Origin of the sequence: Lactobacillus sp. ESL0679 (assembly GCF_029433515.1) — a bacterium.
GTDB lineage: Bacteria > Bacillota > Bacilli > Lactobacillales > Lactobacillaceae > Lactobacillus.
Window position 1 is genome coordinate 284713 of sequence record NZ_JAQTIG010000002.1, and the last position, 25246, is coordinate 309958.

Consider the following 25246-nt stretch of genomic DNA (forward strand, 5'->3'; position numbering starts at 1 on the left):
AAAAATATTGTACTTTATTACACAAATTATTATAAAACTGATTAGTTTGTTTTTCAATATTTAAAATAAATAATTTTATTTTTAAATTTTTAAACAAGAAACCATTGATTTAATCCGCTTACTTCAATTGATTTCAATCAAAAAAGAAACTATCCCGTTTGAGATAGTTTCTTTGTGATTATTTTCTTTAGAATTACTAGTTATTCGCTTGAATGAATTCCGTCATCTGAATGGCAGCTTGACGACCAAAAATAACAGTTTCGGCAATTGAATTACCACCAATACGGTTATTTCCGTGCAGTCCGCCTGATACTTCACCAGCAGCGTACAAGCCTTTAATAATGTTACCGTTTGTATCTAAAACTTCAGTTTTTGGTGTAATATGAATTCCACCCATCGTGTAATGAATTGCAGGATGAATGTGAATTGCATAATAAGGACCGTGATCAATTGAGCGATCCATTCCGGTCTTACGATCAAAATCAGAATCATTTTTAGCAGCAACAGCATCATTCCAATTTGCAACAGTTGCTGCCAAATTATCGGCATCAACACCAATTTCTTGAGCTAAATCAGCAAGTGTTGCACCATGCTTAACTAAACCAACATGATCATAAAATTCAACTGCAGTAAAGTTGTCACGAATTCCTTGGTCGAATACCAGATAAGCGCCATCTTCATGCAAATTAGTAATTGCATCGGAAACAATTTTTCTTGTATTTAGTTCATTAACAAACCGTTTTCCAGCATTATTAACTAAAATCGCACCTTCACCACGAAGCCCTTCACCAATCAAATAAACATGATCGGTATCAGTTTGAGCAGTTGGGTGAACTTGAATAAAGTCCATTTGCTCTAATTGAGCATCAACTGCACTAGCTAATTTCAGACCATCACCAGTAGCACCTGGTTGATTAGTTGTCTTATATTCAGCAAGATCTGGACGATACTTCTTAATCATTTCTTTAGAAGCACCAAATCCACCTGAAGCAAGCATCACTGCCTTAGCATTAACTGTTTTAACACCTGTATCAGTTTCAACTTCAATTCCAGTAACTTGCTTTGCGCCATTTTCAATTAACTTGATTACTTTAGAATTATTAAAAATCGGAATATTGTCTTCCTGAATTTTCTTTAAAGAACCAGTAACAAGGTAACCACCAACTGGAGCCATTGATGCTGGACGGTGAGCACGTTTTTTGCTCATTCCGCCAGTAATTGTTAAATTAGTCAATTCAATACCATGCTCCATTAACCAGCTAATTGCAATTGCCGAATGGTCAACAAAGTAACGCAATAAGTCGCGATCGTTCATTAAACCGCCACCCTTTAAGGTTTCCTTGTAAAAGTCTTCCTTATCGTCAATAATGCCGTCATTTAATTGCACCAAACTTTCAGAAGCATTCATCCCTGATGATGCCCTGTTAGTATTGCCACCTAAATCATTATTTTTTTCAAAAATTGCAACATTTAATCCTAATTCATGTGCCTGAATTGCAGCAGTTAAGCCAGTACCACCAGCACCAACGATTATTGCATCATAGTCACTTTTAATTTCAGAACTTTGACTTGGGGTAAAAATAAATTTTGCCATATTTCTCCTCTATTATTTATTCTTCGGGTTTTGTCCGGTCAATATTGGTCATTTCCATGTAATCCATCCACTCATCATATTGAGCTTCAGTTACTTCGCCGCTCTTTAAAGCTGCCTCCTTCAAAGTAGTACCTTCTTTATCAGCAGCTTGTGCAATCTTAGCAGCAGCATGATAGCCAATGTGAGGCGACAGTGCAGTTACAGTCATTAATGAATTTTCCAATAATTCGTCCATTCTTACAGAATTGACGGTCAGACCAGCAACCATTTTATCAGCAAAGCCAGTAATTGTACCAGTTAAAATATCACAAGAATCTAAAAATGCAGCAATCATCACCGTCTTAAAGACGTTCATTTCAAAGTTACCTTGTGAAGCTGCAAAAGTAATGGTTGTGTCGTTACCGAAAACTTTAGCGGCAGCCATTGTGACAGCTTCAGCTTGTGTTGGGTTAACTTTACCCGGCATAATTGATGAGCCTGGTTCATTGGCAGGAATGTTTAATTCATGATAGCCAGCACGAGGACCTGAAGCTAAGAAACGGATATCTTGAGCAATCTTGAACATATCAGCAGCTAAGGTCTTTAAAGCACCATGAACCACATCAAGACCGGAGTGATGGGCTAATCCCCAGAATTTGTTAGTTTTAACTTCAAAAGTATGACCATAATCTTCTGATAGTTTACCAGCAATCTTTTCAGTCATTCCTGGTGCAGCATTCAAGCCTGTACCAACTGCAGTACCACCAATTGCTAATTCGTACAAAGTTGGCTTCAATTCTTTAATGTAAGCTAAATCATGCTTCAATGCTGAAATATAACCGGACAATTCTTGACCAAAGGTAACAGGAGTTGCGTCTTGCAAGTGAGTGCGACCAACCTTAACTGTCTTCCAATATTTGTCTTGCTTAATCTTCAATTCATCAATTAAGTGTTGGATTGCTGGCTCTAATTTATCCAAAGCTTCAACAGCTACAATATTCATTGCAGTTGGGTAAGTATCGTTAGATGATTGTCCGCGATTGACATCATCATTTGGCAAAATATCCAACCCAGGATGCAGTTTGTTAGCTAAGTTAGCAACAACTTCATTAACGTTCATATTACTTTGCGTACCTGAACCGGTTTGCAAAACATGAAGCGGAAAATCTTTTTGTAAATCAACATCATCAAGCTTTAAAAGCTCGTTGATTGCATCTTCGATTGCTGCACCCTTTTCTTCAGGCTCATCACCAACTTCAACATTTGATTGAGCAGCTGCCTTCTTCAAATGTAAAAATGCACGAACAATTGCCAATGGCATTAATTCACCACTTGGGAAATTATTGCGGCTACGTTCTGTTTGTGGGCCCCACAATGCATCCTTAGGAATTTTTACTGGACCAATCGTATCGCTTTCTACACGGTATTCTTCTTTGCTCATAATAAGTCTCCTTTTGGGACTGAATCCCTAATATTCTTAAAATTATACTTTAGTTTTTTAAATTCCACACTAATAATACATTTTTTAACTAAAATTTTCAATAATTTAAAAATAAAAGGTGATTTTTTAATTATTTAAACAAAGCCGTTTAGAAGCAACTTTTTTAATTCATTAATACGATTTTACTGCCATGAAGCTGAGTTACTCCTAGTTTACCCGCAACGACTTCACAATTGGCCGCAGTAATTCCACCACCAGCTAAAATCTCAATTTTGTCTTTTGCCCATGACACAATTTCTTGTAAGTGTGGTACAGCTTCCATAATTGGCTGTGTTAAATCACCGCCGTGAGTTAGGATTCTTTTAACGCCATGTATAGCTAGCCAATTCAAGCTTTCCTGTTGGCATTCTTGCGGAATTTCATCAAATGCCATGTGCATTACAACAGTCATGTTAGCAGCTTGAGCAGCAGCAATTAATTTTTTCATTTGTGCTTTATCTAAATTATGTGCAGCAGTCAAACAGCCAAAAGTAACTGCATCAACATTCAATGAAGCACAAATTTTTAAATCTTCCAGCATAATCGCAAATTCTTCATTATTATAGATAAAATTACCGCCACGCGGTCTAATCATAACAACTACCGGCACATTATGCTGGTGAGCATAATCAACAGATTGCTCAATCACACCATATGATGGCGTCGTTCCGCCGACAGCTAAATTATTATTTAATTCGATTCTGTTAGCTCCTGCCGCAATTACTCTTGGTATAACAGTAAAATTTTCAACACAAACTTCTTTAAGCATCTTATTCTCCTATTATTTTTTAAAGTTATAGCGATATTTATAGTACAATATATTAGTATAATATATTAATTTCAAACATAGGCAGAGGAAAATATAATTATGCAAACAACTAAAATAATCAAACGTTGGTATTTATGGCAAACAATTATGCAATTACTAATTGCTACTGCAGATATGATCTTATTTAATAATCATAGTGCTACACTAGCATTTTTCTTCATTATTTTAGAATTTACTCAGTTAATTGATACTGTAATCCAACCTTTAAATAATTATTTTCAAGTATTTATCTCTATTTTTACCATTCCACAGTCGCTTATAATAATTACTAAATTTACTCGAAAGTTTTACTTAATTAATCTTGATTTTGCAGTCACAATCGCTATTCTATATCTTTTAATTGCTTTTATTCCAATAACCAAATTGGCTATCTCACAAATTAAAAGTACTCTTGGTCGCTTTTTTATTCTATTCATCATTTTTTCAGGTATCGATCCAAAAGGTCTCACTATTCACTGTAGTAGCTGGTTAATTGTACTAACATCATCTGGTTTTACCAACGCTATTTTATTTACTATTGTTGCTTTAATTGCCATGCACGAATGGAATTTTCAATTACCACAACTTAAGATAAGTAAACAGACTAACACTAAAGTCATACTCTTAATAATTATTTTTGTTACAGCAGATTGCTTTTTCAACGGCTTTAATCGGGCTACCAATTGGAATAACCTAATTACTAACTGGAACTTTCATTTTAAAGCTTTTAATTTAATGATGCTTTTAAGTGGCGTTAAGGCTGGAATTAGTGAAGAAATGCTAATACGTTTTTGCACGTTAAATTTATTGCTAAAACTTTTTTATCATAAACACTGGCAAGGACAAATATTAGGAACCGTTACCATTTCAAGTATGCTCTTCAGCTTATTGCATCTTTTTAACATAATAGCCGGACAATCAGTAGCAGCCAGTATTCAACAAGCAATTAATGCATTTTGTAGTGGTATTGTCTTTGCAGCTATATATTTATATACCAACTCTATTCTCTTGACCATAATTTATCATAGTATATTTGATCTAGCTGCATTTGTGACCAGCGGTCAGATTATTATGCCCGTTCCGACAACATTTGATTGGCAAGAAACATTAACGCTCTGCATAATTTATCTTGTCTTTACTTATTTCCTTCTTTCTGGTAAACGTAAAGACGTAGTAATTTATAATCTACAACAGCAAAAGCTGGCATAAAATAAAACCGCGTTCTGATAAACGCGGTTTTAATTAAATAATCTCAGCAGCAAGATTATTTTTCATATTAGCTAAGGCAAAACGATGATTTTCTGGTGTTGTTCCAGCAACACCAGCTTGATGCACAACAACTTGATAACCTAGATTATAAGCATAAATGGCTGTTTGCAAAATACAAATATCAGTACAAGTCCCGACCAAGTGGACTTTTTTAACATCCCGCATCCGCAAATCTAAATCAAGATTTGTCCCAACAAAAGAACTATATCGTGTTTTAGCCATTGCCCATACGTTAGTCTTATCCTTATTTGCCTCATACCACGGCTTTAACTGGCCATAAAAGTCACGACCACTTGTTCCCTCGATATTGTGTGGCGGAAATAGCTTACTTTCTGGATGAAAAGGATCATTTAAATGATGACAGTCTGTTGGTAAAATAACATAATTACCTGTATTAGCAAATTGTTCAGCCAAAGTAATAATCGTTTTCTCGCAATCTTGACCTGCCTTACCACAAGTTAATGAACCGTGATCAGCAACAAAATCATCGGTATAATCAATAATTAGTAATGCCTCTTTGTTTTCCATTGCATTCTCTCCATAAATCAAAACATTTAATTATAATTATACCTTAAGCGTTGCTAAAATACGAATTATTTTTTAATAATAAAGTTAAATATAGTAAAAAAGTTAACTATATCTTTAAAATTTCTGAATTAATCGCAACAATTACCGTTGATAACGACATCAAGATTGCGCCCACTGCTGGATCTAACATAATCCCAATTGGTGCCAAAATACCTGCTGCTAGTGGTAATGCAACAATATTATAGCCTGCACCCCACCATAAGTTTTGAACAGTTTTTCGGTGCGTGTTTTGAGCTAATTCTAAAAAATCAACAATGTCTGACAGACGACTATTAACCAGAACTACATCTGCAGAGTCAACTGCCACGTCAGTCCCGGCACCAATTGCTACGCCAATATCCGCACGGGCCAAACTTGGTGCATCGTTAATCCCATCACCAACCATCATCACTTTACTGCCATTTTGCTGCAAATTAGCGACAATTTTTTCTTTATCCGCTGGCATCAATTCCGCATAGACCTCGGTAATACCTAATTGGCGGGCTATCCCCTGTGCCGCAGACTGATTGTCGCCAGTCAACATCACTGGTGTAATCTGATGCTGCTTAATTTTACTAATCAATGAAGCTGCGTCGGGTTTAAGTTGATCACCAACCGCTACGTAGCCCAACACAGTATGTCCCTTCAGCAAATAACTAACTGTATAATCTGCAGTTACAACTTGGTGAAAGTCAGGGACTTGTTCACGAACGGCTTTTTCATTAATCAGAAAATATTTTTGACCAGAAATTGTTGCTGTAACTCCTTTTCCCGGCAGATTTTTACTATCAGAGATTGGTAACAAATCTATTTTGTGAGTGCGGGCAAATTGTAGAATGCTCTGTGCAATTGGATGAGTCGAATCTTGCTCAAGTGAAGCAATCAGCGTCAATACTTGTTCTTGCGTCATTTGTTCATTTAGGCTGGCATATTTGCGCACTTGAAACTTGCCTTCGGTTAAGGTTCCAGTCTTATCAAGTAACATGTAATTAATTTTGGGGCTCAAGTCAATCACATTACGGTTTCTAATTAGTAACCCATTCTTGGCACCAATCGCCATACTCTTGGCACTAACTAGCGGAATCGCCAATCCTAATGCATGCGGACAAGCAATTACTAATACTGTCACTAGTCGCTCAAGTCCGGCGGCAATCCCTTGATTAGTAGTCCAAACAATCAGCGCAATTATTCCAATAATTAGTGCTGCATAAAATAGCCAGCCTGAGACTTTAGCGGCAAGTGTTTGCAAATTTGATTTATCCCTTTGCGCGGATTGAACCAACTGATTAACATTAGCCAAAAAACCATTATTAGCAGAATTTGTTACCTTAATGGTTAACTTTCCAGAACCATTGCTGGCACCACCAATTATCTGGTCTCCCTTTTGGCGCGTGACCAATCGTGCTTCGCCAGTAACAAGTGATTCATTTACCTCACTTTTTCCAGCAATAACAGTACCGTCAAGCGGGATACTTTCACCAGCTTTGACAATAACTACAGCGCCCTTTTTTACTTGTGCAAGTGGAACGTTAATTATTTGATTATCCCTTTGAACATGAACTTGATCAGGCAATAACTTAGCTAAATCATTAACAGAACTCCCAGCTCGCATAATTGAATTCATTTCAATCCAGTGCCCTAACAGCATAATCAAAATTAAAGTTGCTAGTTCCCAGAAGAAGTCCATCACATGACCAGAGTTTGGGTAAAAATTGTTTTGAATAAACGCATATAAACTGTAAATGTAAGCAGTAGTAATCCCAAGTGAAATTAACGTCATCATTTCTGGCTTTTTATCTTTTAACTCATAAAAGGCACCACTGAGAAATGGTTTGCCGCCATAGATAAATAAGGCAGTTGCAAATATTATCACTACCCAGTCAGAGCCTGGAAAAGAAAACTGAAATAAAAGATGAACTCCCATTGCTGGACTTAAAAACAAAATTGGTAATGCCAAAATCAGCGATACCCAGAATTTTTGCTTTAAATTACCCATGTGCATCATTTGCCCACCATGCATCATCATGTCATTACCATGCATTGACATTTTACCCATGTGCGTAATCGGCTGTTGCTGATGCATCTGCATTTCAGGTTTACCCGTCATTTTCATTTTTGCCAAAATAAATCAATCCTATCTTTATACAACTAACTCTATCTGTTCTGCACCCTTAATCTACTGTGGCAAATGATGGTTGTCAAAAATTCGGTACTAAAAAGCTAGGACTAAAATCCTAGCTTTTGATGAATTATTTAGCTAATTTTGTTTGACGATAAAAATGAAATGCTAAACCGATGATTAATCCAATTACTGCCGGAATAATCCAATCCATACCAATTGACGCAAATGGCAAAAGCCGTAATTGCAATGCCCGAACTTGCAAAGCCCAGTGAGTTTGACTGATAACTGGTGGAAATGAAGCAACCATATCAAAAATCGCAGGAATAATTGTTAATAAAACTACCCAGAAATAAACTATTGGGTCGTGATCAAACAAGCTTGCTGTAATTGACAGGATAATTAAAACCATTGCAATTGGATAAATAAACATTAACATTGGCGTCGACCAAGAAATAATCGTATCCAACCCACAATTAGCAGTTAAAAACGACGCAAAAGTCATAATTCCCAGCCAAGCATGATAACTAACCTTGCTAAAACTACGATGAAAATCTTGTGCAAATGCAGCAATTAAGCCAACTGCAGTCGTTAGACAAGTTAAGGTAACTAGAGTTGCCAATAAAGCATGACCGAAATTACCTAAATAATAGGTAACAATCTGATTGAAAACTGTTCCGCCATCTGGTGAAATGTGATAATGATTGAGAGTTGTTGCCCCAAGCCAAATCAAGCCAATATAGATAATACCAATGGCGCTGGTCGCTAAGACCCCTGCACGAGCTGTAACTTTTGCATTGCTTTTGGCACTTGTCTTACCTAATTGCCGAACAGCAGAAACAATTGTATACCCGAAAGCTAACCCTGCTAAGGCGTCCATTGTGTTGTAGCCTTCCAAGAAGCCGTTAAAAAATGGTGCACTTTGATAAGCCGCGGTTACCTGTTGCTGTTTGGCTGCACCCATTGGTGAAGAAAAGGCCATTAAGAAAATGGCAAAAAGCAACAATAGAAAAATTGGATTTAAAATTCGACCAATGCTGTCCAAAATCGTTGATTGCTCATAAGAAATGATAAATGCCAAAATAAAGAAAATTGCTGAAAAAATTAGTAAACCAGGTTTAGCTAATTTTTGTGGTAAAACTGGCTGTAAACCAACCGAAAAGGAAATACTCGCCGTTCTTGGAGTAGCAAATAGTGGCCCTAAAGTTAAGTGAATTAAGACCATAAAGACCAAAGCGAATTTAGGTCCTAATGGCCGACCAATATCAAAAACTCCCTTGGCGTGGCTGGCACTAATTGCCAAAACTGCCAGAAGTGGTAACAGAACGGCAGTGATCAAAAAGCCAATTGTGGCAATTCCCCAATTTGCGCCGGACATTTGTCCTAAATGAATGGGAAAGATTAGGTTTCCTGCCCCAAAAAATAGTCCAAATAATAATGAAGCAACAACCAAATATTGTTTCCACGTTAATGGCTTGGTATTTATGTCTCGTTCGATTTCTTCCATTTAATTAACCTCCAGTTTTTATTCAATGCAATAATAAATTCATTACTGCTAGCACACGTATTTATTTTTCAAGATTGTCACTTCCTAAAAAGCGAAATTTAGCAGGTAACTAAAAAAGCACCCTTGATTCTTAAAAAATCAAGGGTGCTTTTGCACGGTACCACCTATCTTACTAATAAATCAACATAAATATCAACTTATTAATCACTTCACGTACAGCAATTGCGATACGCTAACACGTTAATGGGTGTCACCAATACTAGCTACTTTTACTTCACTAGATAGCTCAAAGTTACTTTCCAGTTGCTGTCGTGGTTCATTTTCACCGTCTGAACTCTCTTTAGCACTACTTGCAACTGTACTCTTCTTTTCTTCGCTTGTTTAAATATTAATAATATTTTAATCATTAAGCCATTTTTTGTCAACAAGAAAATGAAAAAATTTGCTGAAACTATGATTCTGTCTGTGCTGTTTTTACTTTGACAAAACTACAAGCAAGACCAATTACTAAACCAACAAGAGCGGGAATTAACCAGTCCATCCCAATTGCTGCAAACGGTAAATATTTAAGCTGCATAGCATGTAAAGCCAGTGCTAATGGACTTTGACTGATCACTGGCGGAAAGGCAGCAACCATGTCTAAAAATGCTGGGATTAATGTAAACAGTACAACCCAGAAGTAAACAACAGGGTCACGGTGAAATAATGACGATGAAATTGATAGTAAGATGAGCACCATTGCAAATGGATACAGAAACATGAGCATTGGTGTTGACCAAGAAATAATCGTATCAAGGCCAAAGTTAGCTGTCAAAAATGAAGCTAGCGTCATCAAAAATAGCCAAGCATGGTAACTCACTTTAGAAAAACTACGGTGAAAATCTTGTGCAAATGCTGCAATCAGACCAACAGCAGTCGTCAAACAGGTTACTGTGATTAGAGTTGCTAGTAAAGCATGACCAAAGCTGCCGAGGTAATAAGTAACAATTTGGTTAAAGGCTACTCCACCATCTGGTGATAATTTAAAATGATTCAAGGTAGTAGCACCAAGCCAAATTAACGCAACGTAAATCAGGCCAATCGTGCTTGTAGCTAGAACACCAGCTTTAGCCGTTACTTTAGCATTGCTCTTTGCAGTGGTCTTACCCATTTGGCGAACAGCAGTTACTACTGTTACCCCAAATGCTAGTCCAGCCAAGGCGTCCATTGTATTATAACCTTGCAAAAAGCCGTTAAAAAATGGTGCTTGTTGGTAAGCAGCAGTCACCTTTTGAGCATTAGCGCGACCCATTGGTGAAAAAAAGCCTAACAAAAAGATAACAAATAGTAGTAACAAAAAGAGTGGATTTAGTATTTTTCCGATACTAGTTAAAATATTAGATTCCTTATATGCGACTAAAAAGGCACAGATAAAAAACAGTGCGGAAAAGACAAACAATCCTGGTTGTGCCCATGATTTAGGCAAGAGCGGCAAAACACCAACGGTAAATGAAATGCTGGCAGTACGTGGTGTCCCAAAGAGCGGACCGATTGTTAAGTGAATTAACACCATAAAAATTAACGCAAAAGCAGAACCTAGCGGCAGACCAATGTCATAAACACCTTTGGCATGCGTGACGCTAATTGCTAATACTGATAGTAACGGCAATAAGACAGCAGTTACCAAAAAGCCAAGGGTAGCTTGACCCCAATTAGCTCCTGCCATTTGGCCTAAGTGGATGGGAAAAATTAAATTTCCAGCGCCAAAAAATAAGCCAAATAGCAATGATGCTACAACTAAATACTGTTTCCAAGTTAATGGTTTTTGATTAACATCTTGTTCTAATTCATTCATACTTAACCTCCATTTGGATAAAATTGTTCAATTCTTGTTTGGATGCTAATTTTAACTTTCATCAGTCCATCACCTGCCTATTTTGCAATAAAAAAGCACCCTTGAAGTTTCTTCAAGGGTGCTTGCTCGGCACGGTACCACCTATTTTACCGTTAATTCATGCATCTGCCTAAATTAAACAGTCACTTCACGTACGGCCAAAAGCAGCGATACGCTAACACGATAATGGGTGTTACCAATCCTAGTTACTTAGTTCACTAGATAGCTCCAAGGGATTTTCTGTTTGCATTCGTGATTCCATTTCAGTAATCGGAACTCTCTGTACATTACCTGCAAACTTACTTTTCTTTTCATTGCTTTTCAAATATTAAGAATATTTTAATTATTAACTCATTATTTGTCAAGCAAAATTACGTAAAAAAATACAACAGCACAATAAAATGCTGTTGTATTAGTTTTTTTCGGGCTTTTTACCACATACCGATTACTTTAGTCCAAAGTAATCCGCCGCCAAGCCAGATAATATTCAGAACCACGCCGATAATTGCGCTTAATTTCCACCAATCTTTATTAGAAACATAACCAGTTGATGAAAGCAAGGCTGCAGGACCAGCAGAATAAGTTGAAGTTGATAGGTATAATGAACCATCAAGAGCAAGCATTAAAGCTGCCATCAATGGTGGAACACCGGCACCAATTGCAACTGATAAAAAACCGGCATACAAGGCTGAAATTTGAGTTGAAATACTTGGGAATAAGTAATGTAAATAGAAGTAAACTAGGTAAAGAATTACCAAAACCCAAATCCAATTCATTCCGTGTAATGCATTACCCAAAGTCTTTGAGAACCACGGGAAGAAGCCTAATGTCATTAGTTTTTGTGACATTAACATGATAATTGACAACCAAGTTAAAATATTCCAAGCAAAACTTTGACCGAGTAAGTCTTTAACATTAATTACGCCAGTAATTAACAATAGAGCTACGGCAATAAAACTAACTTCGGTTGCATCAATACCAAATTTTGAGCCAATAAGCCATAAAACAACGGCCAAGATGAAGACAACGGCCATAATTTTTTCGGCAACAGTTGTTTTACCTAATTCCTTCAGTTTGTTATCAGCCCATGCATGAGCATTTGGTGTTGCCTTAACCTCAGGTGGATAAATCTTATATAAAATAAGCGGTACAACTATTAAAGAAACAACCCCGGGTACGATTGCAGCAACAAACCATTGCATCCATGAGATTGAGATGTTCTGCGTTTTAGCAATTCCCAATGCTACCATATTACCAGCAAGTCCAGTAAGGAACATAGTTGAGGTAACAATGTTCACTTCGTATTCATTAAAGACTAAGAATGAACCCATCTTTCTTTGGGTACCCTTCTTAGGATCGGAACCCATTTCTTTGGACAAATTATCAATAATTGGGTACATAATACCGTTAACACGGGCGTTATTACTTGGAATTCCAATTGCTAAAACAGTTTCAACCATTGATAATGCATATGCCAAGCCTAAAGTTCTCTTACCAAAGGTTTTAACGAAGAAGTAAGCGATTCTTTTGCCAAGGCCTGACTTAATAAAGCCAGCAGCCATGAACATGCACATTGCAACCATCCAAGCAGTTGAATTACCGAATCCAGCTGTGACTTCATCCATCTTAAAGATACCAGTCAAGGTCGCAATCACGATGGCAATAATCGTCGTTGCCATCATTGGTAGTGGTTTAGTAACACAGGCAATAATTGTCGCAATAAAAATTGCAAACAAATGCCATGCAGGAATACTGATTGCAGCAGGTTTTAATGGCGTTACTAGCCACAGGATGATGCCAACTGCTACGGGCAGCAGCCACTTTTTCCATTCAAATTTATCTAACATTATTTTTCTCCTTTATTTTTGGCTTTACCGATTGCTTGGTTAACAGCTTCTACTAAGGCTTTAGTGGTACTTGTCGCGCCTGAAATTGCGTCAACATCTGTCGAGTTTTGGTCAACTATTTGTTGAGGCAATTGCTTAATTGCAACCGCACCAATGCCTTCAGTTTCATGGTTTTCAAGTACTTCAACATTGCTAATAGTTTGATCCTGATAAGTTACCCGAACCAAGACCTTACCACCAATTCCAGCTTCAGATGACCCTAAATATTGGTTAGACTTAAGTTCAATCTTGCTTTCACTCTCGCTATCAATTAAGTCATTAATTCGCGGTACTTGTTCAGTAAGCTTAACTTCTGCAGCATCTGATAATTGGGCCACATTTTCGCCAGCAATTTTGCCAAAAATTAAACATTCTGCCAAGTTGCCGCCACCTTGATAACGATTAGCACAGATGCCGCCCAATTCTCCAGCACTGTATAGGCGTTTAATCGGCTGATCAGCGTTATTGAGAACTCTGGCTTGTTCATCATGTTGCGGGCCGCCCTGGGTATTCAAAACGGCTGGAGCTAGCTTAATAGCATATACCGCATCGTTTAAATTAAAGCTGCTCATTGTTTCTGGTGCCCGCCCAAATTCTAAATCACGACCACTATCTGCAAAGCGATTGAACCGGCTGATTGTAGCAATCAAAGTATTGGCAGATAACTTCATTTGGTCTGCTAAAGCGGCTACTGAATCAGCCTTAATTAATTTATCAAAGAAATTCTGATATTTTAAATTACCGGCTTTTTGTTCCTGAACAAATTTTTGATATTGTTGTTCATCAAAGACAAGCCAAGCATGATCGTAAGCGTGTGGCAACAAGTAATCGCCATGCTGGAAAATATGACCGTGCCGGAATTTTGCATCCTCACGCATAAACCGACTGCCATCGTCAGCTATGGCAATAATCGAACCTGATTTCACATTTTGCCAGCGACTAATTTGGCGACCACGCTGACCAGCTTCTTCTGCAATTACGTAGCTAGGAACTATGCCAAGGGATTCATAATTGCTCATGTGCCACATCTTGGCGCCAACTTCGCCGGCCATCTTGATGCCGTCGCCTTTATTATATAAGGTACCTAATGGGGTTAAGTGCGTAATATGCAAATAATCCTGTTGCATTTTATCATTATTTTCAAAGCCACCAGTTGCAAGCACTACACCCCTTTTAGCATGAATACAGTATTGCTTTTCTTGCCGCTTAATTACAACCCCAGTGATTTCATCAGTTACTGGGTCCTGCAATAATCTTGTTGCTCTTGAATTTAGCCAAATATCAATTTGGTCTTTTCGCTGTAACGTTTCCTGACGAATAACCTTCCACAGTCCTGCATCAAAATCACGATTATGAACTAAAGCAAAGTCAAACGTTGTAGCACCTTGATATTCCGGATATTCACATAGCTGCTTCTTATTCGCTAAATGATCACCTAGCTGAAAATCTTTTGACCAAATAAACGGGTTTAAACCAAAATACTTTTTAAAATATTCCGGCATTTCTATAAAGCCATCAAGATAGACATCCATTGTCTTTTCGTCAACGGCAAAAGGTGCAGCTAGTTCATGATAATAATCAGAAATTTGCTGACGATCATGGGCCATTGCGACGTGCTGAGCAGAATATCGAGTATTGCCACCCTCATGACCGTATGGTGCAGCTTCGACTAGTAAAACTTGGGCACCATTATCAGCTGCAAATCTTGCTGCAGTAGCACCAGCACCACCAAAACCTAAAACGATGACATCATAATCGCCATTCCATTTAGTATTTTTAGTTACTTTCACGGTTAAGGCTCTTTTCTACTTCTTAATATTTTGCAATGCTTGCTTGACTGCATCCTTAAACGCTGCACTAGTTACACTAGCACCACTGAAGGCATCAACATCGACTGTTTGCTTAGCCAACATTGCTTTTGTTAAAGCTGGAATAGCACGACCACCAAGTGATGGTGTTTCTTTTTGCTGCAAAGTTTCAATATCAGTAATCTTGTCATCGCTAGCAGTTACCCGAACGATAATTGGAACATCATTAATACCATTTTCACTGATGCCAATACCTTGATTAGGACCAGCTTCATAATCACTTGTCGAAATGTGGGCGTCAGATTGTAATTCTGGTGCCTTACTTGCATGACTAATAACTTCAAAGTCAATAATCTTGCGCTTTGGCCATGCAGCGTTTTCTCCCGCGATTTTTCCTGAAATTAATAAATCAGCAATACTGTTAGCACCGATATATTTAGTAGCAAAAATGTCACCTAATTCTCCAGCTTCATAGAGATGAGGAATGACGTTATTTGCCATATCAAGCACTTCACAGTTTTCATTACGGCGACCACCACCGTGAGTATGCAAGATATTATGACGAATTGGAATTGCATAGTATGGACCTGCACCAAATGTGCGCATTGTCTCAATTTTCCGGTCCAAAACCATGTCACGTTCCATTTTGTCAGTGAAGAAATTAAAATCAGTAACTGCTTGTTCCAATTTAGGAGCCTTAATCTTTTCAGCTAATTCTGCAATTGAATCTGCCTTGATGGCATAAGAAATTAATTCCTTAATTTGATCAGCTTTAGCAGAATCATCTTTAGCAAGTTGCTCATATTGTTTTTGATCCATTACAATATGCGGATGATTTTGGTTAGGCAACATAATCCAGTTACCGTGGTTGTACTTATAACCGTGGCGATCTTCTTCGTCCTCACGATAATAACGTGTACCGTCATCCCCGGCCACAAAAATACTACCGTTAAATAGGCTCTTCCAGTTAATCATGTAAGCGAACTTTTCTCTTGGTTGACCTTCATTTAATGAAAAACCGTGTGAGTCATAGTTGGACATGTGCCATAAACGTGCACCAGACTCAACAGCAAGATCAATTCCTTTACCCTGGTTGTACAATGTCCCAATTGGTGCTAATGACCCTTGACCCAAAAAGTTTTGTACCATGTCTTGATTGTTTTCAAAACCACCACATGAGAGAACAACACCATTTTTGGCAGCTACATAACGAACTTGACCTTGGTGCTTAATTTGAACACCCAAAATTGTTTTGGTTTCTGGATCTTGAATTAAATGTTGAGCTGGACTTGAGAACCAGACATCAATCTTATCTAATCTTTCGTAAACTTTTTTACGCAGTAATTTCCAGAAACCACCATTGTACATTCCCTGAGTCATACTTTGCGAACGCATTGTTGACGCATGACGATATTCAGGATACTCACCCTCAGGTCTTCTACCTGTGTATTGAGCTTCAATACCAAAATATTTCTTTGAGTATTCCTTCATCTGCAAAACATTATTGACAAAGGTATCTAAGTCCTTAGGGTCATATTTAAAGGGATAATAAGTTTGCTTGTAATAATCACGTAGATCTTCAAAGTTATCGCTCCACGCAAAAGCACCACCAGCATAACGAGTATTACCGCCCTCTTGTCCTTCAGGAGCAGCATCTATTAATAATACTTTGGCATTGTTATCAGCTGCAAATCTAGCTGCACCTGCACCTGCACCACCAAAACCGACTACAATTACATCATAGACGGCATCCCATTTAAGAGTTGAATTGTAAAGCAAAATAGTTACCTGCACTTTCATAAATCTATTAACAGAAATAAATATATCGTTTTCATAAACATAAATCTACTTTATTTTTAATCGATATTACTCAAAAAAGTTACTCTTAGAGCTTGACTTACCAACTGTTTATTGCAATTATTCAAGTGATTTAATATAATATAAAAAGATTCACTTATAAATAATATTTATTATTTTTCTTAAAAAAGGATTATCTCAGAATGAATGAAAAAGATTTAATTTATTTTTGTAAATTGGTTGAAAGTGGTAATTACACCACTACCGCGGCTTATTTTGGCGTTACTCAGCCAACAATCTCGATGGCCATCAAAAGGCTGGCCAAAAAGTTTGAAGACCCATTGATTGTTCAGAAAAATCGCAAAAGTAAGTTAATACTGACCAATGCCGGTGAATTACTTTATCAAAAAGCTAAAATCTTAATCCAAGATATTGCCAGCATTAATTACGACGTTAAACATGCCAGTGACAAAAAAATCCGGCTTGCCTTTTCTGGTGAAGCCGGAAGTTCTTATATTCCCGATATTATTCAAAAATTTTTCCAAGTAGGCCTAACTCACCTGCTTGACACTCATATTGAACGGTCAGCCGATGCCTTTTCTGATCTCACTAATGGTAAGGTTGATGTCGCAATTTACTCCTGGATGGTTAAAATTAACGACCCAGATTACTTTATCCATAACTTACAAAAGACAGAATTAGTAATCATTACTGGACTTGATGACCCGTGGAAAGATGTCCATGAAGTCAGCGCAGCCCAATTACGAGACAGACGCTTTATTGCCCGCGAGCGTGGTTTCTTAACTAGAGAATGTCTTGAGCAGGAAGCAAAATTAGGCGACTTTGCCCCCGACATTGTTTATACAGCAACCACAATGAAGTTAATGATTGACCTTGTAAAGCGCAACGTCGGTATTGCTCTAGCAATGGAAAGTAGTTTAAAAGACGTCACGGGAGTTCATATTGTCCGCTTGAATTCTGGACAAAAATTATGGGCATATATGCAGATTGCGATGCGCAAGAGTTTTGTACCAAATAAATACCAGCGTGAAGGTATTGAAATTTTACGTCATTTTAAACCATAAAAAATAAGCTATTCGGATTTGAATAGCTTATTTTTTATTTTATCTTATCTAAGACCAATGAATAATAAAGCAGCTAAGATACCACCAACGAATGGCCCAACAATTGGAACCCAGCTGTAAGCCCAATCAGAATTACCTTTATTTGCAATTGGTAATACTTGGTGAGCAAACCGAGGACCAAAGTCACGAGCTGGATTAAGGGCGATTCCAGTAGGACCACCGAGTGAAAATGCAATGGCAGTGATCAAATTACCTGCAAGAATCGGATTTAGTGCACCATCAACACCACTCTTGCTGAATGCGAGCAACCCGTATACTAAAACGAAGGTTGCTAACATTTCTGCAAAGAAGTTCCAGAAGTAATTTCTAATGGCAGGTGCCGTAGCAAAACTTGTCAAAATCGCTTCTTGATCTGTTGTTTCTTTCCAGTGAGGATAAAACATTAACCACACTAAAATGGCGCCAGCAAAAGCTCCTGCAACCTCAGCAATAATATATGGCAAGACATAAGACCAAGAGAAACTCCCTGAAATTGCCATTGCCACAGCAACTGCTGGATTAAAGAAACCAGGTGTCAACCATTTAACAAAGTATACGGAAAAGGTAATTGCCATACCCCAGCCAAATGCAATGCCAACCCAATTAGCTCCACTAGCTTTTGACTTTTTTAGGCCCATATCTGCACAGACACCGTCGCCTAATAAAATCATCATTGCTGTTCCGACAAATTCACCAACTAATTGCATACCCAAACTATCATGTAACATTTTTAACTCCCAATCTTTCTAAATTAGTAATTGAATTATTAACTTCATATTTATAAATACTTAACATTATGGAAGCGCTTAATAAAAATATATAATATTTTTTCACAAATGTAAATAGAAAATTAACAAATATTTTTCGTTGCATAATTGTTGTTAAATCAATGAATTTATGATATGTAATTCATACTTTGTGAAATATATTGTGAAAAATATTTCATATATTTTAAACAATAAAATTACATGTATCTCATTAGCTCTTATGGCAATACACTGATAGCTATCTTGACTTTATTAGATATTTATTCGCTTAATTCATAAGTAAAAATTTATTTCAAAAAGCATAGTTTTGAAATACTATGTGATTTTTTGCTTTAACTAAAAAATTCCTCCAATAACCAGATATTGGGGGAATTTTTAATTATTTTCTTTTAAAAGTTTTGGATTTTATTAAGCGGCCAGTAGCGCAATACCACTTTACCAATTATTTTTTGCCTTTTTACTGGACCAAAAAAGCGTGAATCTTTTGAAATATCACGATGGTCACCCATTACCCAATAATAACCTTTGGGAACTTGATACGTAAAATTAGTTGTGAACGTTTGCCCTACTGCATTGTCGGCTTTTTTGTAGTTATTTTCGAGATATGGCTCCGGCAATAACTTACCATTAACATACATTTGATCATTTTTAGAAACAATCTTATCGCCAGGTAAGCCAATCACTCGCTTAACATAAGCTGCCCCTGGAACATCCTGTGCGGCTTTAGGCGCATATAACACAACAACGTCATTTCGTTTCAATGAGGTATGGCGCACGGCAATCAAGCGTTCATTATTTTCAAAGTTAGGTTGCATCGATGCTCCATCGACACGATCATTTGAAATCACAAAAGTTAGTAATAAATAAAATATCCCTAGCATGACCGCCATCATGACAATCACTTCACGAAAGAAACTGCCCCAGCCTTCGTTATTTTTTTCTTTTTCCATCGGTTTTCCTCCTTATATTAATATTTAATATTATATACCTGAATAAATTATAAATAAAAAAGCCTTTAGACAAACTTAACTTGTCTAAAGGTTTTCCAAATAGGATTGCTACTTATTTATTTAATTACTAAAAATAATAATGCTGCCAAGACACCACCGACAAATGGTGCAACAACAGGAACCCAGGCATATGCCCAGTCAGACTTGCCCTTATTAGCAATTGGGAACAATTGGTGAACCAATCTTGGTCCCAAATCGCGAGCTGGGTTAAGAGCAGCACCAGTTGAACCGCCCAATGACAGACCAATAGCACCTAATAATAAACCTGCAACTAGTGGATTTAGTCCAGGAGCAAATTGACTCTTACTGAAGGCCAATAAGCCAAAGACAAGCATAAATGTCCCAATCATTTCGGCGAAGAAATTCCAGAGATATTTTCTAATTGCTGGTTCAGTGGCAAAGGTGCCTAAAATGACATCTTGGTCCTCGGTTGCAGCAAAGTGTGGGTAGTATGTCAGCCATACGAGAATACCACCAACAAAACCACCGGCAACTTGAGCAACAAAGTATGGTAGAACAGAACTCCAAGGCAAATTCCCTACAAGTGCCATTCCCAAAGTAACAGCTGGGTTTAAATGACCCGGACTAAGCCAACTTACACAGTAAATCCCAAAGGCTAAAGCAAAGCCCCAGCCAAGTGTAACTGCAAGCCAACCAGCACCATTACCCTTTGACTTCTTCAAATTAACGACAGCACAGATGCCATCACCAAACAAAACAAGGATAGCTGTTCCTAAAAACTCTCCAAGCATCTGCATTGCTAAACTATCATGCATTCTCTTTTCTCCCTCACTTAAAGTTTCAAAGTATTAATTTCGACTTAATCAATGATAACTTAACTTGTGAAGATGAAAAACATTTTTGCTTGAAAGACGTTAATTAGAAATTGGTTTCCTTAGTCCTTAATAACTAATTCTTTGAGTTGGTCTTCAACTTCCGTGCGGCCAACGCCAGCTTGGATAAGTGAGGCTGCTGTATAAGCACCCTCAATAAAGGCAGTATCATACAAATGAACGGGTTTACCTGCCATTTCAATGGCCATTTCCAAATTCATTTTGGCACTACCAAGGTCATAAAAAGCCATGATTTCGTCAGCTTGATTATCGGCAAAAGCCTTCATAATCCTATCCATACTGGTACCAATACTATCATCATTCGTGCCACCAGCAGTAGTAATTGAAACATTAGCTGCTACTTGATCCAATAACTTTTTTAAGCCATTTGCAATTTCCGGAACATGCGAAACTAAGGTGATTCCTAAACTCATAATAATCCCTTCGTTTCTAACATTGCTTCAAATAGGTAGCCACTTGATTGTGAACCAGGGTCAACATGTCCTCTTGACCGCTCACCTAAATATGAAGCGCGGCCCCTCCTAGCAACCATTTCCTTTGTAGCTTCGACTGCAGAAGCAATTTTTTCTGCGGTCAGATTACCAGTCTTGACGTCAGGAATCAGTGCAGTCCAAACGTCAACCATTGTCTTATCGCCTGGCTTAGCACCACCACGTTTTTCAATTCCAGCTAAGGCCGCATCTAATAGTTCACTCAAATCAGTCGTTGAGCTGCTCTTTTTAGCCATTTCCAGAAAGGCAGTCCCATAAAGTGGTCCAGAAGCTCCACCGACAGTTGAAATCAAGGTCATTGCAATTGTTTTAAATGCTGCAGTAACACTAGCTGGTTTCTCAGCGAGCTTCTGGCTGACTGCCGCCATACCACGATTCATGTTAAATCCATGATCGCCATCGCCAATTGGGGTATCTAGGTCACTCAAAAATTGCTGATTAGCGGCAATTTTAGCCGTAAAATTATTCATCCACTCTGTTAGAGTATCGACAGTTAATGTCATTATTATGTTCCTTCCATTACCAAGCAATTGTTTCAACTGGCATCTTTAGTGCATCAAGCCACTTATCATCCTTTAATTCGAACATGGTCAGTGACAATCCTGCCATGTCAAGTGACGTCATGTAATTGCCGATCTTCATGAATGCTGGCTTAATCTTAAATTGCTCAAGTTTATTTAGTAAGTCATTGCTAAAAATATACTGCTCCATTAATGGCGTTGCACCCATCCCGTTGACAAGTACGGCATATTTATTACTGCCATCAAGGTGCATTTCATCATCCAGCTTGCTGACTAATTCTTCAACCAAATCCTTAGCAGGCTTGATTTTTTCCCGGCGATAACCTGGCTCCGAGTGAATACCTACACCAAACTCAATTTCATCTTCTTGAAGAACAAAGCCGGGCTTACCGGTTTCCGGGTTAGTCGCTGCAGACAAGGCAACAGCGATGGTTTTAATATTCGGTAAAACCTGCTCAGCCAATTCTGCAATCTCATCAAGGCTTGCGCCATTTTGAGCAGCAGCTCCCAGAATTTTATGCATCAATATTGTCCCAGCTACGCCGCGGCGTCCTTGCGTAAAAGTACTGTTCTCAACGGCAATATCATCATCAATCACGATTGATTTAACTTTAATGTCGTCCATTTCGGCTAAATCCTTTGCCATATCGAAGTTCATGACGTCGCCAGAATAATTTTTAATTATTAAAAAGACTCCCTGACCTTGATCGGCAGCCTTGATAGCAGCATAAATTTGATCTGGCGTTGGTGAAGTAAAGACTTCGCCGCAAACAGCAGCGCTCAGCATTCCTTTACCAACAAAGCCAGCATGGGTCGGCTCATGTCCAGAACCACCACCAGTAACAAGTCCAACTTTGCCTTTCATTGATTCCTTATCGGACCGCATAACTGCTTCAGCATCAGGAACTTTTTCAATAAATTGTGGATACGACCGAACTATCCCAGATACCATTTCTGGTACAACATTAGCAGGATCATTAATAATTTTCTTCATTTTAAATCCTCTTTCAATTATAAAATTCAAACTTTATTACAATTCGATTATATCAGTTAGCGCTTTCATTAGCTAATATATTATTATAAAAAAGGCGAAGATTTCTCTTCGCTTTCAATACTATTTTCTAATTACTCGATACCGATTGGTTCGGTCTTCACTTGGTGTTTCTGCAGCGTGACCAACCGCTACAATTACAGCGGTCGAAAATTCTGATGTGATACCTAATTCTGCCTGTAAATCTGGAGCAGTATTTAAAGTACTTGCTGCCATCATTAAGTAAACAGAACCTAAATTGAGATTTGCGGCTTCCACCATGATATTTTCAGCTGCAACTGAAGCATCACGCTCGCCAAAATGGCTGTCCTTCTTGACATTAATGACAAACAAAAGTGGCGCGCCATAGCAGGCATTGTCAGTTAACTGTTCAATTTTGCCTAACAGCTGCTCATCTTCTACGACAGTTACTTGCATAACATCTGTTTCGTGCATGCCACATGGTGCGGCTTGAAAGGCCTGCAGTAATTGCTCAATTTCATCTTGCCTAACTTTTTCATCTGTATATTTGCGAATTGCAACGCGTTTTAAAATTGGATCTGACATTTTTAAGCTTCTTTCCCAATTACTGATTTACAATTTTCCAACTCTTATGATTTAAATCTGACCATTTAACATAGCCTGTTTCACTAACACCTACATACTTAGTACCCTTAATTTTCTTAGTCTTAATGACAGGAATACGGGCACCCTTTTTGTAATAACTGTTAGTCCTTTTCCCCTTACTATTATAAATAAACGCATTACGCTTAGCTTTATAGCTAGCTACTTTAAAACTCTTAACATTATTAGCGTTAATATATTGATTTTTCTTATTGTTAATTTGCAATAACGATTTTCCTTTAACAGTTACCATTCCAGTAATTGTTACAATTGTATTTTTCTTTAGTGCACGCTTCTTAATGCGCTTTCCTGACTTATTATAAACATAAGAGTTACGTTTCACTTTAACATTTTTTCCAAGATACGAAACAGCAACTGCACCATTACTTGTACCATTATTAGGCTTATCTACTGCCGGCTTGTCACTACTTGCAGGTTGATTAGCATCAGCTGTCCCTGTTGTTGTCGCTGGCTGTTGATTTGAATTATCTGTAGCAGTAGTTGCAGGCTGGGTAGCTGCTTGGTCGTTAGTTGCTGCTCCTACTTGAGTAATGTTAAAACCCAACGACAAGGAAGCTGCACATACTAGACCTAACAATAATTTCTTCTTCATATTTTCCACCTCATGATGTATTATTTTTCTTACAGTCTATTTTACTACATTAAGATTGCAATTGCCCCCAATTACAAGAAATGTAATGATTTGTAATTTATCTTCAAGCACTAAATGATAATGTTTAGATTTAAAACTAAATAACTTATAATAAATACGATGTAAATTGTTATTTTTAGAAAGGAACATATGAAAAACACAAGTGATCAGCCAATTGAAATTCTAGTTACTATCGATCAAAACTACATTAAGCCACTTGAGGTGATGATGTATTCACTCAAACTTAATAATTTAGGGCAAAAAATACGAATCTGGATAATTTATGACAATATTAGTGATCCTGCACTGACTGCTTTAAAAGACTTTGGCAAAAAAAATCGGCTTCGAAATCGAAGCTTTAGCAATGAATGCGGATTTTACTTTTCCAGAGTCATTACTCAGCCTGCATGATTACCCACAAGAAATGTATTTTCGCCTATTATCTGGCAAAATCCTGCCTTCCAGCCTGCACAGAATTATTTACCTTGATCCCGATATTTTGGTCATTAATTCGATTGAACCGTTATGGCATTTGGATTTAAAGGGTAAGATGTTCGCTGCAGCTGCTCATGAGGGACTTACAGATATCATGAGTTCAATTAACAACATTCGCTTAGGTACAAAAACTGAATATTTTAATTCCGGTATTATGCTAATGGATCTGGACCAAATGCGGCAAAAGGTCAAACTTGACGATCTGACTGCTGCAATTAACCAGCATCACGATACCTTAATTTTGCCTGATCAAGACATTTTGAATTACTTGTACGGTGAAGATATCCTTAAAATTCCTGAAACAAAATGGAATTATGATTCTCGCGCTTATCCTGTGTATTTAACTAGAAGTACTGGCGATTTTAACCTTGAATGGGTTATGCAAAATACCGCCATTCTCCACTTTTGTGGCAAACCCAAACCATGGCAAAAAGAAAACCATTCACGCTTTAAGGCACTTTACCTAAATTATCAGCAAATGACTAGCAAATTAACAAAAGCCAAAAAATAATTTGCACAATCGCAACTTTTCTATTGAAGGTCAGCTTAACTGTGCTAAAATAATTAAAGTTGCTGAATATCAAGCGACACAACGCATTACGTGAATAGCATGACGATTGTCTGCAATCAATTGTGTTGACTGTTTTATAATTTTTATAGAAAAGAGAAGATACATTATGGCTTCAATTAACAAATCTGAACTTACTAAAGAAGTTGCAGCAAAGACTGGCCTTAAGCAAAAGGAAGCTGAAGGAGTTATTGACGCTTTCATCGACTCAATCAAGGATAACTTGACTAAGGGTGAAAAGGTACAAATCATTGGCTTCGGTTCATTTGAAGTTCGCCAACGTGCAGAAAGAAAAGGTAGAAACCCACAAACTGGTAAAGCCTTAACTATTCCTGCTACTCAAGTACCTGCATTCAAGCCTGGTAAGGCATTGAAGGATGCAGTTAAATAATTAACTTAAAATATAAAAGACCAGCAAGCAAT

General features: G+C 37.6%; 22 protein-coding genes and 2 other annotated features. Of the genes, 4 read left to right on the forward strand and 18 right to left on the reverse strand.

What is annotated here, in order from left to right; genetic code table 11:
* Positions 1-196 precede the first annotated feature (196 nt).
* The 3 genes from PT287_RS04315 to PT287_RS04325 all read right to left on the reverse strand — a co-directional run bounded on the left by PT287_RS04315 (position 197) and on the right by PT287_RS04325 (position 3822).
* The gene (locus PT287_RS04315) at positions 197-1594 is read right to left on the reverse strand and encodes a flavocytochrome c (protein ID WP_277132902.1); all 1398 of its coding nucleotides are present in this window, start codon (positions 1592-1594) and stop codon (positions 197-199) included.
* 16 nt (positions 1595-1610) lie between these two features.
* Complete coding sequence (locus PT287_RS04320) at positions 1611-3014, reverse strand: class II fumarate hydratase (protein WP_277132903.1); 1404 nt, start codon at positions 3012-3014, stop codon at positions 1611-1613.
* 163 nt (positions 3015-3177) lie between these two features.
* On the reverse strand, positions 3178-3822 hold the full coding sequence (locus PT287_RS04325) for a copper homeostasis protein CutC (protein ID WP_277132905.1): 645 nt from the start codon (positions 3820-3822) through the stop codon (positions 3178-3180).
* 99 nt (positions 3823-3921) lie between these two features.
* Here PT287_RS04325 and PT287_RS04330 point away from each other — a divergent pair, with 99 nt between their 5' ends.
* Entirely contained in the window at positions 3922-5070 is a 1149-nt protein-coding gene (locus PT287_RS04330) for a CPBP family intramembrane glutamic endopeptidase (protein WP_277132907.1), read from the forward strand.
* 33 nt (positions 5071-5103) lie between these two features.
* On the opposite strand, the gene PT287_RS04335 is transcribed toward PT287_RS04330, so the two are convergent.
* The 7 genes from PT287_RS04335 to PT287_RS04365 form a co-directional block, all read right to left on the reverse strand.
* Positions 5104-5658 (reverse strand): isochorismatase family cysteine hydrolase, encoded by a 555-nt coding sequence (locus PT287_RS04335; RefSeq protein WP_277132908.1) that lies wholly within the window; start codon positions 5656-5658, stop codon positions 5104-5106.
* 106 nt (positions 5659-5764) lie between these two features.
* Positions 5765-7810 (reverse strand): copper-translocating P-type ATPase, encoded by a 2046-nt coding sequence (locus PT287_RS04340; RefSeq protein ID WP_277132979.1) that lies wholly within the window; start codon positions 7808-7810, stop codon positions 5765-5767.
* A 136-nt stretch (positions 7811-7946) separates the two neighbouring features.
* Positions 7947-9323 (reverse strand): branched-chain amino acid transport system II carrier protein, encoded by a 1377-nt coding sequence (gene brnQ, locus PT287_RS04345; protein WP_277132910.1) that lies wholly within the window; start codon positions 9321-9323, stop codon positions 7947-7949.
* 137 nt (positions 9324-9460) lie between these two features.
* Positions 9461-9706 (reverse strand) — a binding site (T-box leader).
* A 68-nt stretch (positions 9707-9774) separates the two neighbouring features.
* The gene (gene brnQ / locus PT287_RS04350) at positions 9775-11157 is read right to left on the reverse strand and encodes a branched-chain amino acid transport system II carrier protein (protein WP_277132912.1); all 1383 of its coding nucleotides are present in this window, start codon (positions 11155-11157) and stop codon (positions 9775-9777) included.
* A gap of 111 nt (positions 11158-11268) precedes the next feature.
* Positions 11269-11520 (reverse strand) — a binding site (T-box leader).
* Between the two features lie 107 nt (positions 11521-11627).
* Complete coding sequence (locus PT287_RS04355; protein WP_277132914.1) at positions 11628-13043, reverse strand: DASS family sodium-coupled anion symporter; 1416 nt, start codon at positions 13041-13043, stop codon at positions 11628-11630.
* Positions 13043-14872, reverse strand: coding sequence for an FAD-dependent oxidoreductase (locus PT287_RS04360; RefSeq protein ID WP_277132916.1), 1830 nt, complete (start codon positions 14870-14872; stop codon positions 13043-13045). The genes PT287_RS04355 and PT287_RS04360 overlap by 1 nt, the downstream gene beginning before the upstream one ends.
* Positions 14873-14887: 15 nt before the next feature.
* On the reverse strand, positions 14888-16669 hold the full coding sequence (locus PT287_RS04365; protein WP_277132917.1) for an FAD-binding protein: 1782 nt from the start codon (positions 16667-16669) through the stop codon (positions 14888-14890).
* Positions 16670-16890: 221 nt separating this feature from the next.
* Between PT287_RS04365 and PT287_RS04370 the strand changes: the two genes are divergently transcribed.
* Positions 16891-17772, forward strand: a complete 882-nt coding sequence (locus PT287_RS04370) for a LysR family transcriptional regulator (protein ID WP_277132918.1) — start codon at positions 16891-16893, stop codon at positions 17770-17772.
* A 44-nt stretch (positions 17773-17816) separates the two neighbouring features.
* On the opposite strand, the gene PT287_RS04375 is transcribed toward PT287_RS04370, so the two are convergent.
* The 8 genes from PT287_RS04375 to PT287_RS04410 form a co-directional block, all read right to left on the reverse strand.
* A complete protein-coding gene (locus PT287_RS04375) occupies positions 17817-18539 on the reverse strand; it encodes an MIP/aquaporin family protein (protein WP_277132919.1) in 723 nt (240 codons plus the stop codon).
* 428 nt (positions 18540-18967) lie between these two features.
* On the reverse strand, positions 18968-19528 hold the full coding sequence (gene lepB / locus PT287_RS04380) for a signal peptidase I (protein WP_277132920.1): 561 nt from the start codon (positions 19526-19528) through the stop codon (positions 18968-18970).
* Positions 19529-19644: 116 nt separating this feature from the next.
* Positions 19645-20364 carry an MIP/aquaporin family protein gene (locus PT287_RS04385; protein WP_277132922.1) on the reverse strand — a complete coding sequence of 240 codons (720 nt, stop codon included), beginning with the start codon at positions 20362-20364 and terminating at the stop codon, positions 19645-19647.
* 119 nt (positions 20365-20483) lie between these two features.
* Positions 20484-20855 (reverse strand): dihydroxyacetone kinase phosphoryl donor subunit DhaM, encoded by a 372-nt coding sequence (gene dhaM, locus PT287_RS04390; RefSeq protein ID WP_277132923.1) that lies wholly within the window; start codon positions 20853-20855, stop codon positions 20484-20486.
* The gene (gene dhaL, locus PT287_RS04395; protein WP_277132924.1) at positions 20852-21436 is read right to left on the reverse strand and encodes a dihydroxyacetone kinase subunit DhaL; all 585 of its coding nucleotides are present in this window, start codon (positions 21434-21436) and stop codon (positions 20852-20854) included. The genes dhaM and dhaL overlap by 4 nt, the downstream gene beginning before the upstream one ends.
* 16 nt (positions 21437-21452) lie before the next feature.
* Positions 21453-22448 (reverse strand): dihydroxyacetone kinase subunit DhaK, encoded by a 996-nt coding sequence (gene dhaK / locus PT287_RS04400; protein ID WP_277132925.1) that lies wholly within the window; start codon positions 22446-22448, stop codon positions 21453-21455.
* Positions 22449-22568: 120 nt separating this feature from the next.
* Positions 22569-23051, reverse strand: a complete 483-nt coding sequence (locus PT287_RS04405) for a nitroreductase family protein (RefSeq protein ID WP_277132926.1) — start codon at positions 23049-23051, stop codon at positions 22569-22571.
* 19 nt (positions 23052-23070) lie between these two features.
* Positions 23071-23721, reverse strand: coding sequence for an SLAP domain-containing protein (locus tag PT287_RS04410; protein ID WP_277132927.1), 651 nt, complete (start codon positions 23719-23721; stop codon positions 23071-23073).
* A 364-nt stretch (positions 23722-24085) separates the two neighbouring features.
* Between PT287_RS04410 and PT287_RS04415 the strand changes: the two genes are divergently transcribed.
* Both PT287_RS04415 and PT287_RS04420 read left to right on the forward strand, forming a co-directional pair.
* A complete protein-coding gene (locus PT287_RS04415) occupies positions 24086-24766 on the forward strand; it encodes a glycosyltransferase family 8 protein (protein WP_277132928.1) in 681 nt (226 codons plus the stop codon).
* A gap of 166 nt (positions 24767-24932) precedes the next feature.
* Positions 24933-25214 carry an HU family DNA-binding protein gene (locus PT287_RS04420; protein WP_277132929.1) on the forward strand — a complete coding sequence of 94 codons (282 nt, stop codon included), beginning with the start codon at positions 24933-24935 and terminating at the stop codon, positions 25212-25214.
* The last annotated feature ends 32 nt before the right edge of the window (positions 25215-25246 follow it).